Raw genomic sequence first — 15,191 nt, forward strand, 5'->3', positions numbered from 1 at the left:
GATCTGCAGAGAATTTGGCTTAGGCCAACTTGACATGGAGTGGGGGGCGTGATAGCCTTTTTAGGCATAGCCAGCCCTTGATATTGCTGGCTTCCTGGCTTTTTAATCACGCCCCCAGAGGCTCCATGTCAAGTTGTCATTCTCTGCACTTTTCCTTGCAAAACTCTGTATTTTTTCTTTGCAGAAAACAATCAACCGCCCCTTTTCATAATGAGGGCGGTTTCGGTCCTCGACCATCTTGCGATGCAGCCACTCCACCAGCTCCGGATCCGACTCGATCAACGGAGCCGGGACGAAACAAAGGTTGCGAGTGTAATAGACTTTTCGCTCCGCATTTCCTTTCTCATGTCCGCTGTATGGATTGCACACTTGTACATCAAACCGATAGTAGAGTTGAAATTTCTCAAAAGCCTCGGTGAATTGGCGTTCTCCCCCTTTTCGAATCGACACGATGGCCGCGGACAAATTGTCAATGCGCAATGCCTTTGGCACTCCCCCAGCCTGACGAAACAGCTGCGTCAACCCATGGAGGAAGCATTCACTGTTTTCCGCCGGCAGCGGATAAGCAAACGCAGCGTTGCTATACGGGAAGCTTACGATCAAAACCGATCGTTCTTCTTCCTTCCCCTCCTTCGTCACCACCGTCATCTTCCCGAAATCCACCTGCGCCTCGCCTGGCGGGTGCTCAAGTCGTTCATAGCGCTGTTCTTTCTCGAGTTTGAGCTGCGGTCTTCGTTTTTGCACGTACGCGCAAACGGTGCGATACGAGCCTTGAAATCCATGGTCACGACAAAGCGCTTCAAACATCGTCTTGTTCGTTCGCCGTTGTTTTCTCGGCAGCTTGGCATCCTCCTCCAACCAGTCATCAATGATTTGCCCGTATCCTTCTTCCTCCATCATCCCCTTTTTGCGTTTGATGGTTGGTTGGACAGAAATGCCGCCATCCGCGTATTTCTTGACCGTTCTCCAGTTATATCCCGTTTCGCGGGAAATTTCCGCAATCGATAACCCTTTCTTTTCACGCAGTTTTCTGATACGATTCATTTCGGGCATTGCCAGCATCCTTTCGCTCCTCCACTGTTTGGTTTATGTGTTCACAACTTCCACAGTAGAGGAAATGTTAGGGGCTGGCAAGCCTTTTTTCTTTGCCTTAGGCTCTGCACGTTTCGTTGCAGAACTCTGTATTTTTATTTTGCACTAAACATCCGTTAAGGCGATGACATCACCATGCGAGTTATAGTGGTAAAAATACGCGGCGTTTCCTTTTTTCATGGCAAGGAGCTGACCGTTTTCTCCGTATACATACGATTGTACCACATTTCCGTTTGTGTCGGTTTCATACAAGACGTTGAGGCTGTCGCCTTGATAATAGTAGTTGGTCACAACACCATTTACGTTCTTTTGAATGCGGCGGCCGTCTTCGTCGTATTTTGATATAACAAAAAGAGGTTATCCCCGAAACACTGGGATAACCTCTGACCAAGAAACACTTGGAAGCCCTTCTTACGATTTTATCATCGAGTTTAACAAAAAGATCGCTTCCTCTTTTTAAATGATAGGCTTCATCACTAATGTATAAGGTTTTAACTCCTTTTTTAATAAAATCTTATCAATATCTTCGATGTTTGAGGTCGCAAGGAGCACATACGGAGTATTTCCAAGGCTAATTAAAAGTTTTTCATCATTATTGGCTAACATAAGGGCTGTCCCTGCCTCAAAAGTAAAATCTAGCTCATTGGAGTTCGTTTTACAATAGTATGCATCCTCCAAAAAAGTAATAAGCTGAAATCCATTTTGAGATTGCATTTCTTTTATTTGAATAAACTCTAGTTTCTCTTTAGGATTAAACGATTGTAATTTTGGTACTTCTTTTTCCTTTACAATTAAAAGATGGTCAATCTCTGCTTTATAAGCGATTTCCGTTTGTTCCGCCGTCACTACATAAAATTCATGATGATTCACCTGTAATACGACTTGCATGCAGCTAAAAGCTTCCCGATAATCAGGATCCAAATCTGAAGAACTTATGAATACTCTTATATGTTGTGATTGAGAAATACTACGTAAATCATCAAGCTTTGTTTGGATCGGAATAAGGTAATGTGGTACCGATGACAATTGAACCCCTCCTTTTTAAAAATGTATATCCTCATAAACTCCGCCGCGTTTTAAATCTAGATTAATCTTCCATGTTCCGTCTTTTCGCTTTTTATATCGAATTTGATATTTATTGTCAGGGGTATACCTTCTCACAGAATTTCCATCTCTTTTTTGAATGACTTTTTTCCCTTTCGTTAAGTGCCTAAATATACTTTTAGCTACAGCTTTACCACCAGGCAAATCGGTATTAATCCTAGTCCGATGTTTTTTAGGATTTTTACCAAGAAGCCACACAAATTTAAGGCTTTTCCCTGTATGTCTGACAAGTTTTAATTTTCCTCCACCAACCGCGCCAAGAGCCGTTTTTTTAGCGACATACATCCATCCTCTTCCGGTTTTATACGCCTTATACCCATCGTACGCCGCAAACCCAGCGTTAACTACAAACCAGAAGAAGTGCCCATCCGGATCGACCAGCATCACCGGATTGTTGTTCGCATACGTATATCCGTTTTGCGTGAGAATGTCATCCGCATCCCCCGGATCTGGATCCAAGGAAAGGAACACGCCATGCTCTGGGTGGTAGTACCGGGCAATTAAGTAATAAAGACCCGTTTCTTGGTCATATTGGTATCCCGCATATCGGTATGGGTTTTCATCCGCCAAGGCACCGGATTGAGAGAGAATATTCCCCCATGCATCATATTGATAACGGGCTACGATGTTTCCTTGCGCATCCGTTAGGGCGATGACATCGCCATGGGCGTTATAGTGGTAAAAATATGTCGCATTGCCTTTTTTCATCGCAAGGAGCTGCCCGTTTTCTCCGTATATATACGATCTTACCACATTTCCGCTTGCATCGGTTTCATACAGAACGTTCAGGCTGTCGCCTTGGTAATGGTAGTTCGTCACGACGCCATTGACGTTCTTTTGGATGCGCCGGCCGTCTTCATCATATTTGTACGTCACAAAAGGAGTGCTTTCACCTTTTCTTGTAATCGAGACGAGCTGGTCGGCTGCGTTCCATTCATATTGATACTGACCGTCTTCCAATCGGTTGCCGTTCGCATCGTACGTGATTGTTTCGTCACCGAAACGAACCAACTGATTCGCCGCATTATAATCAGCCGTGGTCGTCGTCGACTGCCCATCCTTGGTTTTCACGATTTGCTTCCGGTTTCCGAATCCGTCATAGGCATACTCGATTTTCGTGCCATCTGGAAGCTGCTCTTCCACTAATTGGTCTAGGGCATCGTAACGGTAGACGGTCGTTTCCCCCGTTGGGGATTCCACTTTCGTCCGGTTGCCGTTTTCATCGTAACGGTACGTTTCCGATAAAATTTCTTTTCCGTCCGCCGTACCGATCGAAACGCTTTCCACTAAGCCGCGGTCATCATACGTAAAGGTCGAACCGGCCCCATTTCCTGTCGTGAAGGTGCGAACGTTTCCTCTCTCGTCATAGTCAAAGCGGTACGTATACGTTCCATCTTGGACGACCGTATTTTGATCCAATGCATTATATTGGTAATGGATCGTTTGGCTAAAGGACCCATGAGAGAACATGAACTGCTGCAATTTATCCGATGTGGTTGGGTACAGCCATTTTTGCAGCCCGCCACGGTCCGACAGTTCCACCAGCCGATTCGCTTTATCAAATGTTCTTGTTTTGGTCGTACCGTCTTTTAAATATTGTACAGAAAGTTCGTTTCCGTTTTTATCATAACGAAATTCGTAATACGGAACGTTGTTGTAAGAAATCGTTTTGACCCGTTCCGTTCCGTCATACGTCCATTGAATCGTGTTTCCTTTCGGCAAAACCGTTTTGATTTTATTTCCGTTGGCATCATATTCATTCGTTGTCACATCATGGAGCGGACCGACGGTTTTCATGAGTTTACCGGTCGCATCATAAGAATAGGCAAATGTTTGAGACTGGCCGCCGCTGGTTCGAATGACTTTTGAAGTCATATTGCCATTTAAGTCATAATCGTAGTTGACGGAAGTGCCGTTCGCTAACAACAGCTGTTTTAAGCGATCCGATAAATCATACGTGTACTCTTTCTTGTTTCCTTTCTTATCGTACTCGCTTAACAGGTTTCCTACGGCATCATAATTCTTTTTCGCCACATAGCCTTTTTCATCCACTTCTTCCGTGACATAATTTCCGCTGGCATCGTATTTGTTTTTCGTCACCACGTTTCCTTCCATCAACCGGATTGCGTCAAACCATACCGTTCCCGTGTAATTGCCGCGGAAGACAGCGGATATGTCGATTTTATCCATTGGCTTGGAAGGTTGAATCGAAACGGCGGCACGGTTCCAATCTTGATTGCCAGTAGGGAAATCGGCGGTATACGTTTGGGTCGTTCCATCCTACCGAAATACAAAAAAGAAGCCATCTTAGTGGCTTCTCCTTTAAATAGGACTATGATTTGTTCTTTTCATAATAATGTTCACAAAGTCCATCCCCCATTACTTAACTTAATTAAAAAGTAGAGAGTCAAAATGCTTAAATAGTATTTTTGAATTTTTCAATTAACAAATTTTCAATTTCTTCTTCACCGACGATTCCAAGAGGGTTAGGAATTCCATCTGCTTCTTCTTTAGAAATAATTTCACATTCTAAAATTTCTTTTACACTGTCTCCAACGCTTTTATAATACTTATCGATAAAATAAACTTTATATGGTATCTGACGTAATTCCTCATCACTAAATACTTTATCAGGATAGTTGCAAACAAATCTCCATTTACGCTTTTTTATTCCAGTTATCCCTGTGTTTGCAATGAATAAAAATTGTTTCTCTTTTATTATCTGAAAAATCTCATTTATTGGAAGTTCTGTAGAAGAGAATTTGTTTAGATAACCAATTAAAATTTCTTCATCTTTACTTCCATTTATTTCTCCGGCTACGACAACACCGTATGCATATTTACAAATATCTTTTAAATAAATTTCAAAAATATTCCCTTGACTAATTTCTTTAAAATATTTTAGGTTACAGGCGTGTTGATTATCCAATAAAATCCAAAGGGTATAGAAAAAAGAGCACCTTTCCTGTAGAATGTGAGTAGCGACACAAACAAACCCAGGAGGTGCTCTCTATGAACAAGCATACCACACTCCCGAATTTGATGCAAAAACTTGTTTCGGATGAAGAGATTCAACTGATTGCCGAAGCGGTTGGGTATCGTGATTCGTCTCGAACCTTTACGTTGCGCGAGTTGATTCACTTCTTCCTGCTGGCCGCCATGCATCAATGGAAAAGCTTTCGCCACGGAGCCGATGTGGGGCCTCTGTATGGATTGCCGCGATTCCATTATTCAACTGTATCCAAGAAAGCGAAAGAAGTTCCCTATGACATCATGAAACGCTTGTTGGCGTTGATCATTTCCAAGTGCAACCGCCAAACCCGCCGTTCGCTTCGGTTTCCCAAACCGCTTCGGGTGGTGGATTCGACGACCGTCACGGTCGGGAAAAACCGCCTGCCATGGGCGCCGTATCACGGCGAACGCGCCGGAGTGAAGCTGCACGTCGCGTATTCGCCGGAATCCTCGTTGCCGGCAGACGTGGTGGAAACCATCGGACTGCGTCATGATGGCCCGGTGGGAGAACAGTTGACGAACGCTCAACAAGTGCTGGTGGAAGACCGGGCGTATTTCAAAATCGAACGCCTCGATCGATTTGTGGAGCAGCATCAGCTCTTTGTCATTCGGATGAAGGACAACATCGAACTTCATCAGAAAAAAAGCTTGAAACGCCTTTCCAGCACATCCTCATCGGTTCAAGCCGACTTCACGTGCCAGTTGGGGACGAAACAATGCCGCTCCACCAAGCGTCACCGGGTGGTGATCTTTCGAGATGCGAATGGCCGCGACATTCGGGTCGTGACGAACCTCTTCCATGCGTCTGCGGAAACCATTGCCGACATGTACCAACAACGTTGGACTGTTGAGGTCTTTTTCCGTTGGGTGAAGCAATATCTGAATGTCCCGACCTTGTTTGGCACGACGGAAAATGCGGTATACAACCAACTGTTTGCGGCGTTCATCGCGTATGTGTTGCTGCGATGGCTGTATGATCAAACCAAAAAACAGACGAACGTCTCTCTTTCCTTCATTTCGTTCGTTCGCCGTTTTTTCTCTGGGCAGCTTCCTCTCGATTGGAAATCCGGGATGGCCGCTGCTTTGTTTGAGTATGCCCAAATTTATGGAAGGCGTATGTATAATTTTGGATAATCAACACTCGTGTTTAGGTTATTTTTTTTAAACTTTATTTTTACTTCTAATATTGTTATATCAGGTATTTTCCTTTTATCAAAATTTAAAGCATTTAATAATATCTCCTCTATCTCTTTTAACGAAACATCGTTAATTTCTTTAAAATTAGAAGTAAGTAATTCATGTAACTTAAGTATTTTTTCATTCATTGTAAATCCCCCCAGCTACTTTAATGACCTATACACATTTCTAGATGCATACATGTAATATTTATAGTTCTTATTCTTACGACTTATCGACCTAATCTTATTTCTTAGTTGCTTTTTTCCTCCATATTTTAGATATAATCTGTGTTCTAACCCTCTAGGGTACTGTCAAGAATTTTGTGTAATGCAAGATAGATAGGGTATCTCTGAAATGGATTTGGAATGGATAGTGGACTGGTTTCCTCCACACAAGAGACTGAATATTCAGTCTCCTGTGTGGAAAGGAAGAATCCCCCTATTTGTTTATTTACAATATATGGTTAATTGTAACGTTCTTCAAACATTCGCTGGAGGGCTTCATGTGCTTCGGCAAATCCTCGTAACTTTCGGCCTGCCCATTTCTCGTTAAAATCTTGAATGGTCAAATATACGACTTTTTCAGCGGCTTCTAGACTGCTCAAACTGTTCATTGGCTTTAGGCGTTTCCGAATCTCCTTGATCGTTCGTTCGATGGCATTGGTCGTGTAAATCACACTTCGAATACTGCTTGGATAGTCCATAAAGGTGAGGAGGACATCCAACTCATTTACCCACGATTGGACTTCCCTCGGATACTTGCTTGACCATTTCGATTCAAACTGTCGAAACATCTCGAGTGCGATTTCTTTATTCGGAGAACGATAAATGAGTTTCAGATCCTCCGCCACTTCGAATTGGTCTTTTTTCCGAACACGGCTGAGCGTGTTACGGACTTTGTGAACGACACAACGCTGCACGTCGGCTTTCGGATAAACCGCCTGAAAGGCTTCCTCCAGCCCCGGTAGTCCATCGAATACGCCAAGCAGCACTTCTTTTACGCCTCTGTTGTATAGTTGTTGAAGAATCTCCTGCCATCCATAGGCGCTTTCCTGTCCTCCTACGAAGAAATCAAGAATTTCACGATACCCCTCTTCATTCACCCCTAACACCACATAAATGACTTCTTTCTCTACCGTATCGCGGCGAAGTTTCACATACAAACCGTCCAAATATAAGACCGAATAACGCTTGTGCAGTGGACGATGGCGCCATTTTTCGATGTCTTCCTTTACGACATCGGTAATACGGCTGATCGTCGCGGGAGAATAGGCATTTCCTAGAATTCGTTCGATAAACTTGCCAATTTCCCGCGTACTCATGCCACTTTGATACATCTTGATGATCGCTTCCTCAAGCCAGCCGGTGTGTCGTTGATAAGGGGCAAACAGCTGCGTTTGAAATTCCCCATTTCGGTCTCTTGGGACCAAAAGACCTTCAATACGACCATATTGCGTATCCAGTGTTCGTTGGTAGTAGCCGTTTCTCATATTGGATGTTTCCGCCTGTTCGATTTCGAGGAAATGTTTGATTTCTTCCCGCATAATCAGTTCTATATACATGCTCATTAAAAAGTTAACCTTCGTATAACCGATGCACACTCCGGTTATCCTGTTCCTAAGGAAACCTATGGAAAAGGAGCGGGATCATTCATGAAACGTCTCAACATCACCCATGATCACGGATGGACGCCACGGACGCTTCGCAAACAGGAACGGAAAATCAAAAACGCGCTTCTTCGCCAACGGGTGATGGCGGTTCGTTTGGTCATGGAAGGTTATTTGGGCAAAGAGGCGGCCTCCATGGTCAACGTGTGCCGACAAACCGTTTCCCATTATGTGTCGCTGTTCAACGAAGGCGGTCTGGAGCTCTTGCTTCATCGGGATTTCGCCCCTGGACGGGAGCCGTTTCTCACCGAAGAACAGCAGGAAGAGATCAAACAGCTTGTGTTGACCACCACTCCCGCGGAACTGGGCTGGGACGTCGCTTCGGCCTGGAACACCAAACTCCTGCAATCCTATGTCGAAAAGCACTTTGGTGTTTGCCTTTCCCGTGAAGCGCTGCGAAAACTCCTGCACCGTCAAGGTCTGTCATGGACTCGCCCTACGTACACGCTGGCGAAAGGGAATCCGGATGAGCAAAAGCAATTTGAAAAGCAAATGGATTTGATAAAAAAAACTTGATCACCAAGGAGACAGAAGATGCCGTTCTTCTGTACATCGATGAAACGCATATCCGCTCTTATCATGTCTTGCGATCCACTTGGTCCGAGGTCGGTCGTCAAAAACGTGTGCCGACATTCGGCCATCATGCCCATGTTTCGGTATTTGGCGCGGTGAACGTCCACGATGGGGACATCGTGCTTCACCAAACAGAAGCCGCCAACGCTGCGACGTTCTTGGATTTCTTGCGCCTGCTCAAAGAGCGGCATCCCAACCGGATCATTGCGCTCGTCTTGGACAATGCCCGGATTCATCACGCTCGAATGGTGAAGGACTTTTTGCGAGAAGAAGGACAATGTTTTCATTTCCTGTATCTGCCTCCCTACTCGCCGCAGCTCAACCCGATCGAGCGTTTGTGGAAATGGCTGAAGGATACGATGATCGCCAACGCCTTTCACAAAGACCGCCACGAGATCGTGCAAGCGGTTCAACGATTTGCTCATTACATTCAGGAACGCCCGGAGGAAGTGTTGCGGCGCTTGGGGTGTTCCGCGTAATCGAAAAGTTAACTTTTCAAGGTGCATTTATATAGCAATATTTCTTGTCCTACCCACATATACAACATTCCCATTCTTTGTCAATGTATAAACACTATGGTAACTATTCAGCCACCTCATAAAGTGAGCTGAATATTTTTTGGTTTTCCTGTCTATGATGTGAATATTGATAGACAAGGAGGTGAATCGCATGTTGACGGTACAACAAGCTGTATTTACGGTTGAGAGTTTAATGGGCAAAGTCCAACAACAAAAACAGCTCATTCATCAACTCATTCAAGAAAATGAACATTTGCGTCAAGAAAACAAACAGCTACGCAAAGAAAATGAACAACTGAAGTATCGTGTTCAAGAGCTGGAAGCACGCACGAAAAAAAACAGCTCTAATAGCCATCTGCCCCCATCTTCCGACCGTTTTGAGAAAAAGCGTTCCTCCCGCGAGCCGTCTGGCAAAAAGCCTGGCGGACAGGAGGGACATGAGGGAACGACGCTCCGTCAAGTGGAACATCCACATCATCGTGTCGTCCATCGCGTACATACGTGTCAAGGATGCGGGTCTTCTTTGCGTGACGTAAAACCGTTCAAAGTCGATGTCCGTCAAGTGTTTGATCTGCCTCTCGTGACGATGGAAGTGACACAACATGAACGCGAAGTGAAATCATGTCCACATTGCCGATGCGTGCAACAAGCCGAGTTCCCATCACACGTCACCAATCATGTGCAATATGGTCCACGGATCACGGCGCTTGTCGTGTATTTATACAACATACAAATGATTCCATATCAACGTTTACGTGACATGATGGAAGAGCTATATCAACATCCGATCAGCACAGGAACACTTGTCAATATGGTCAAACGAGGACGCGAAGCACTCGAACCAAACATGGACATCATCGAGGAAGCATTGCTTCAATCGGACATCTTGCATGTCGATGAAACGAGCTTGCGGATCGATGGCAAACAGGCCTGGGTTCATGTCGCCTGTACATCCGCATATACGTACTTAGCTCCTCACGCTTCTCGTGGAAAGAAAGCAACCGATGAAATCGGGATTCTTCCACGATATAAAGGAACGATGATGCATGATGCATTCGGTACATACCCGAGATACACCGAAGCCACACATGCCCTTTGTCATGCCCATCATGTACGTGGCTTGAAAGGATTCATCGAACAAGGGCATACATGGGCAAAACGGATGACCACGTTTCTATTAAATGCCAAACAAATGGTCGAACAACATGGCGGCTTTCTTCCTGAAGAAGAAGCGAAACGTTGGGAGCGCGTGTATGATCGCATACTCGAGAAAGCCAACCATCAGTTGGAAGGGATGACACCGTTGCCGAAAAAAGCGCTCTCCTTCGTTCGGCGACTTCAAAAACGAAAGGAAGAAGCGCTGCGCTTTTTGCGTGAAGCCCACGTTCCCTTTGACAACAACCAAGCCGAACGGGATCTTCGCATGGTCAAAGTCAAAGAGAACATCTCGGGTACATTTCGTCAGGAAACGTTCGCGCAGTCGTTTTGCATCGCAAGGAGCATCGTTTCCACACTCACCAAGCACGAAAAAAACGTGTGGGACTCGTTGTGTCTTCTGTTGACAGGCGAAACGATAGATCGTGTTCTTTCCGCTACGTAGGGCATTTTCTATGACAGAAATGCCCTATTTGTGCTGGGCTACTTTACACACTAGCATCGGGGTGAATAGTTACATTATTTCTGAAATGTTCGCTTCTAATGATGAAACAATAACACTACTTTCATTTATTCTATCAAGGTCAAGACAGTCAACTTCCTTACCTTCAACTTTGAAATAGAACCTACATCTAATATCACCGTCAACATCTCGTGGAAGCTCTAGCCTTTTATTTATTTCCTTAATCACTATACCTACATTTACATAATAACAATTAGAGTAATTTGATTTCTGCAATCCAAGGCAACATATTACCTCAGGGCTTTCCTTATAATAATATTTGCCTTTTTTCGAGAAACCGTTTGCTAATAAACAGTCACTAACAATCTTTTTAAACTCTTTCCTTTCCATCGCTCTACCTCCTCAATAAACTTCTAATACTGTTCTCCAGCCTTTACCATAAATTTTTTTTATAAGCTTTTAATTGTTTTAGGCCTTTTTTTATTGCTCGTGGGTTATTTGGTTTAAGTTCATATATAATTTTCTTCTCGAAATCAATAAAATCAATTCTTTTTCCACTTGGTAAACGAAATTCCTTTTCTCTTACCCCTTTAAGTACCTTATTAGCTTTATATGATTTATGCATTTGTCGTCCTAATTTTAAATTTGACTTTGTATATCATTTAGCAGCTTTCTTAACGGTTCGTTTTACTGCTTTTTTTATTAAGGATTTGGCTACTTTTTTGGTTCATCACCAAATTTTGTGATTTAGTGACAAAAAAGAGAAAGCACTGACGAGATCCTGGCAATAATGTTAGCGGTGAAATAAACATTAAGGAGGTCTCGTAAGTGCTTTCTATACCACTAGGATTGCCAGAATTTAAAGTGATTAAACAAGAACTTCTTTCCTATGGTTATGCGATTCATGTAGAGAAAACAGAGACACAGGAACGTTGCCCTCATTGTGGGTTTGCCACTTCCTCTGTCCACGACAGACGGACAAGAAAAGTACGGGATTTGGCGATTTTCCATCAACCGGTGTACTTGTTCATAAAGGTAAAGCGCTATCGGTGCTGGAATTGTTCTCAAGTGTTTTCCGCCTCTTTGGAATCGATTCCACCCAATCAACACTACACCAATCGATTTTGTGAGTACTTGTATGAACTTTGCGAAGGCTCCACCATTCAAGAGGTTAGCCGAAAGCACCGCATCCCATATACAACATTGGAACGCATTTATTACTCCATCGCATCGAAAAAAGCAAAAGAGCGTCAAACAGCGATAGAAGCATCTTCTCAAGAAGGAATGGTGCTTAGTTTAGATGAAATCGCTGTAAAAAAGGGACATCAGTATGAAACTGTATTGATGGATGCCAGAGCCGGATCGGTCATGGGAATGCATGCCGATCGCCAATGTGACTCCGCCATCAACTTGTTGAGCCAAAATATCCTGTCGAAAGAAATGGTCCAAACGGTGATTCTTGACATGTGGGAACCTTATCATAAGGCGGTTCGCGCCCTGTTTCCATCTGCTTCGATTGTCATCGATAAGTACCATGTGGTTCAAAAAGTGACACAAGCCTTGGATCAAGCAAGAAAGGAATTTTCTCCATTGAAAAAGGCTCGATATCTTCTCTTGAAAGGCTGTGAAAAGCTTCGTAAGGACCAACGGCTTCGATTAGACGATATCTTGGAGGAGTATCCGGCACTTTCCATTGCTTATTATCTGAAAGAGTTGTTTCGGGATTTTTACCGAACCGATGGATATCATGAAGCAAAGGAACGCTTGGAAGAATGGATTCAGTTAGCCAAACAGAGCCCTTTTGCTTCTTTTCAGAAAGCAGCCAACACGCTTGAAAGGTGGAAGGAGCCGATTCTTTCCTACTTTTTGTGCCCATATACGAATGCCCGAATTGAGGGGACGAATCACAAGATCAAAAACATCAAACGCCGGGCATATGGCTATCGAAATCTAGAACGGTTTCGTTTGCGTGTATTTCTGGAGTGTACAGGGAACACTACAGGCAGTCAGGCTGCTTAAGCGCTCCCTTCTTCCGCTATCGGTATGATAGTTGGTAGAATGGAACCCGTCAAGGAAAGCACTTGACTGTTTCCATTCTACCAACTTCGTGGTCTGTATGCGGAAGAAGGATCCTGACTGATGAACCTATTTCATCCAGCTAACATGTCTCTAGGATTGAGTAGAAATCACAGAAAATGGTGAAGACCCACTTTTTTAGCAACAATCCTTCCACCAACGGAGACCAAGATAATTATATAAGGATTCTCTCCATCTGGGTCGGTTAACATCACCGGATTGTTGTTCGCATACGCATACCCATTCTGCGTGAGGATATCGTCCACATCCCCTAGGTCTGGGTCTAAAGATAGGAACACGCCATGCGTTGGATGATAGTACCGGGCAATTAAGTAATAGAAACCCGTTTCGTTGTCATATTGGTATCCCGCATAGCGGTATGGATTTTCATCCGCCACAGCGCCCGATTTTGACAGAAGGTTGCCCCACGCATCGTATTGGTAACGGGCCACGATGTTTCCTTGTTCATCCGTCAGGGCGATGACATCCCCATGCGCGTTATAGTGGTAAAAATACGTCGCATTGCCTTTTTTCATGGCGAGGAGTTGCCCGTTTTCTCCGTATATATACGATCTTACCACATTTCCACTTGCGTCCGTTTCATACAGGACGTTTAAGCTGTCGCCTTAGTAATGGTAATTCGTAATGACGTCATTCACATTCTTTTGGATGCGCCCGCTGTCTTCACTGTACAATAAAAAGGTTATCCCTTAAATCACGGGATAACCTTAAAAAGGCTAAATACATTTTTGATTTTGTTTCTCGTAGTAAGAATTAATAAGCATTTCCACTATATTATTACTACCAATCAGACCAATTGGATTTTTTATTTTTTCCCCTTCCTCTTTAGAAATAGGCTCTAATTCTGCTATTGGTGTATTCGCATCCCCTCGACTCACAAAATATTCCTTGCCATTGTAAAACACAAAATCAGGTAACTCATATTTTGCAGGGTTGAATTTCCCTTTAGACAATTTCCCAATAATTTTCCATTCTTTATTAACGATTCCATATATTCCACTGTTAATAGTATATAGAACAGAAAGTTTTTCAAATTGATTACTAAAGTTTTTTATATCGGTTCATCACCAAAAGATGTACTTGCACCTGCCATTAAAGTATGTTAGTCGTTTCTAACCGAACCCGTAATGCAAAACGCTGGATATTTCTGTATCCATATCCTCGACGTTTGATCAGCTTGATCTTGTTGTTCGTTCCTTCCATTTTCCCATTCGAGTAAGGGGATAAAATGCAAGAAACGATTTCTTCTGTTCGCTTGACGAGCGCTTTTGCAATCGCGCGCACAACCGAACAAGGACAAAACGAATACCGATGAATCCAAGACTCCAAACGTCGTTTCGCCTGTTGCTCGTCTTTGCTTTTGGACACATAACGAAAATGTTGGAGCGATTGGTAGACCGACTTTAAGTCATCGCTTTCATTACACCATTCTCGTACGATTTGACGTTCTTCCTCCGTCAATTTCTCTGGGCATGTGCTCAATAAACGGCAAACGTAACGAACATTTCCGTGTTTCCTGCTTCCTTTGTCTACATATTTGCGGCAACGATCTAAAGCATCCGTAAACAGCTGAATGACATGGAAATAATCGACCACGTGTGTCGCCTCTGGGCAACCCCCTTGAATGGCTTTTTTCATCGCTGGGGCTAAATCGCTTACGACATACTGAACAGAACGAGACACATGCGCCAACGCACGTCTGATGGCTTCCTCGTTCTTTCCAGCTTCGATGGCATACCCTTCTCCCGTCTCGGCATCCATGATCGCCACTCCGTAGTCATGCCCTTTTCGAAAGGCAAATTCATCGACACAAACCGCCTTTGGTTGGATATCATTCGATAGGAAGGAAGGGGCATGGGTATAAAACCAACGTTCCACGGTCGTGTAAGGGAGTTTGAGCATCCGAGCTACTGCCTGAATGGATGTCCCGATGCAAGATTGCGCCACCCATTGCTGAAAAGCGTCTGTTGCCACACTTGGAGGGGAGATTCCTGGATAAGACGTGCTGAACGTCATGCCACACGTACTACAACGTCTGCGCTCGACAGGGAGTTCAATCCAAAAAATCCCGATTCGTTGAGCATAGCCATGCATCCATTGCTTCTTTTTTCCTGTCATTTTGATCGTGCGTTTCAAGCAGACAGGACATAACGGGCATTGTTCAGGTAGAGAAAGTTCGAAAATCCAACGATCTCCTTCTTTTCGCACCTTTTGAATCAAAACATCTGGTAAATCGATAAGTTCTTTGATAAACTGAGAGTACATGCGAATTTTCCTCCAATGGTTTGGTTTGGTCACCTTTACCATACAGGAAAATTCGCATTTTTTGTAC

The 15,191-nt window shown here is 43.9% G+C and carries 14 protein-coding genes and 3 pseudogenes; 5 read left to right on the plus strand and 12 right to left on the minus strand.

Going from position 1 to position 15,191, the window contains the following annotated elements:
- Positions 1-114: 114 nt before the first annotated feature.
- The 5 genes and pseudogenes from istA to LG52_RS09650 all read right to left on the minus strand — a co-directional run.
- Positions 115-1,062 (minus strand): annotated as a pseudogene (gene istA, locus LG52_RS09630) (IS21 family transposase); the annotation flags it as partial.
- A gap of 141 nt (positions 1,063-1,203) precedes the next feature.
- Positions 1,204-1,443 (minus strand): annotated as a pseudogene (locus LG52_RS09635) (Rhs family protein); the annotation flags it as partial.
- Between the two features lie 105 nt (positions 1,444-1,548).
- The gene (locus tag LG52_RS09640; RefSeq protein WP_044731768.1) at positions 1,549-2,118 is read right to left on the minus strand and encodes a hypothetical protein; all 570 of its coding nucleotides are present in this window, start codon (positions 2,116-2,118) and stop codon (positions 1,549-1,551) included.
- A gap of 15 nt (positions 2,119-2,133) precedes the next feature.
- The gene (locus tag LG52_RS09645; RefSeq protein ID WP_231584445.1) at positions 2,134-4,296 is read right to left on the minus strand and encodes an RHS repeat domain-containing protein; all 2,163 of its coding nucleotides are present in this window, start codon (positions 4,294-4,296) and stop codon (positions 2,134-2,136) included.
- A gap of 316 nt (positions 4,297-4,612) precedes the next feature.
- A complete protein-coding gene (locus LG52_RS09650; RefSeq protein ID WP_044731769.1) occupies positions 4,613-5,125 on the minus strand; it encodes an Imm26 family immunity protein in 513 nt (170 codons plus the stop codon).
- Between the two features lie 83 nt (positions 5,126-5,208).
- Between LG52_RS09650 and LG52_RS09655 the strand changes: the two genes are divergently transcribed.
- Positions 5,209-6,342, plus strand: a complete 1,134-nt coding sequence (locus LG52_RS09655) for an IS4-like element IS5377 family transposase (RefSeq protein WP_015375695.1) — start codon at positions 5,209-5,211, stop codon at positions 6,340-6,342.
- On the opposite strand, the gene LG52_RS09660 is transcribed toward LG52_RS09655, so the two are convergent.
- Both LG52_RS09660 and LG52_RS09665 read right to left on the minus strand, forming a co-directional pair.
- On the minus strand, positions 6,312-6,533 hold the full coding sequence (locus LG52_RS09660) for a hypothetical protein (RefSeq protein WP_044731770.1): 222 nt from the start codon (positions 6,531-6,533) through the stop codon (positions 6,312-6,314). The two genes, LG52_RS09655 and LG52_RS09660, sit on opposite strands and share 31 nt — an antisense overlap.
- 317 nt (positions 6,534-6,850) lie before the next feature.
- Positions 6,851-7,996: an IS256 family transposase gene (locus LG52_RS09665; RefSeq protein WP_044731771.1), complete on the minus strand. Its 1,146-nt coding sequence runs from the start codon at positions 7,994-7,996 to the stop codon at positions 6,851-6,853.
- Positions 7,997-8,038: 42 nt separating this feature from the next.
- On the opposite strand from LG52_RS09665, the gene LG52_RS20175 reads away from it, so the two are divergent.
- The 3 genes from LG52_RS20175 (at position 8,039) to tnpC (ending at position 10,744) form a co-directional block, all read left to right on the plus strand.
- On the plus strand, positions 8,039-8,569 hold the full coding sequence (locus LG52_RS20175) for an IS630 family transposase (RefSeq protein WP_044731501.1): 531 nt from the start codon (positions 8,039-8,041) through the stop codon (positions 8,567-8,569).
- Positions 8,566-9,105, plus strand: coding sequence for an IS630 family transposase (locus LG52_RS20180; RefSeq protein ID WP_044731106.1), 540 nt, complete (start codon positions 8,566-8,568; stop codon positions 9,103-9,105). The genes LG52_RS20175 and LG52_RS20180 overlap by 4 nt, the downstream gene beginning before the upstream one ends.
- A 190-nt stretch (positions 9,106-9,295) precedes the next feature.
- Positions 9,296-10,744, plus strand: coding sequence for an IS66 family transposase (gene tnpC / locus LG52_RS09680; protein WP_044731772.1), 1,449 nt, complete (start codon positions 9,296-9,298; stop codon positions 10,742-10,744).
- Between the two features lie 69 nt (positions 10,745-10,813).
- Here the strand turns inward: tnpC and LG52_RS09685 are convergent, their stop codons facing one another.
- Positions 10,814-11,152, minus strand: coding sequence for a DUF4304 domain-containing protein (locus LG52_RS09685; protein WP_044733190.1), 339 nt, complete (start codon positions 11,150-11,152; stop codon positions 10,814-10,816).
- 43 nt (positions 11,153-11,195) lie between these two features.
- A complete protein-coding gene (locus tag LG52_RS20995; RefSeq protein WP_075261907.1) occupies positions 11,196-11,387 on the minus strand; it encodes a hypothetical protein in 192 nt (63 codons plus the stop codon).
- 203 nt (positions 11,388-11,590) lie between these two features.
- On the opposite strand from LG52_RS20995, the gene LG52_RS09690 reads away from it, so the two are divergent.
- Positions 11,591-12,781 carry an ISL3 family transposase gene (locus LG52_RS09690; protein ID WP_044730474.1) on the plus strand — a complete coding sequence of 397 codons (1,191 nt, stop codon included), beginning with the start codon at positions 11,591-11,593 and terminating at the stop codon, positions 12,779-12,781.
- Between the two features lie 167 nt (positions 12,782-12,948).
- Here LG52_RS09690 and LG52_RS09695 read toward each other — a convergent pair.
- The 3 genes and pseudogenes from LG52_RS09695 to LG52_RS09705 form a co-directional block, all read right to left on the minus strand.
- Positions 12,949-13,530, minus strand: a pseudogene (locus LG52_RS09695) (RHS repeat-associated core domain-containing protein); the annotation flags it as partial.
- A 45-nt stretch (positions 13,531-13,575) separates the two neighbouring features.
- Positions 13,576-13,812: a hypothetical protein gene (locus LG52_RS18505; protein WP_052524490.1), complete on the minus strand. Its 237-nt coding sequence runs from the start codon at positions 13,810-13,812 to the stop codon at positions 13,576-13,578.
- A gap of 139 nt (positions 13,813-13,951) precedes the next feature.
- On the minus strand, positions 13,952-15,124 hold the full coding sequence (locus tag LG52_RS09705) for an ISL3 family transposase (RefSeq protein ID WP_044731773.1): 1,173 nt from the start codon (positions 15,122-15,124) through the stop codon (positions 13,952-13,954).
- Positions 15,125-15,191: the final 67 nt, after the last annotated feature.

The sequence above is a fragment of the Geobacillus kaustophilus genome (assembly GCF_000948285.1).
In the GTDB taxonomy this organism is placed as follows: domain Bacteria; phylum Bacillota; class Bacilli; order Bacillales; family Anoxybacillaceae; genus Geobacillus; species Geobacillus thermoleovorans_A.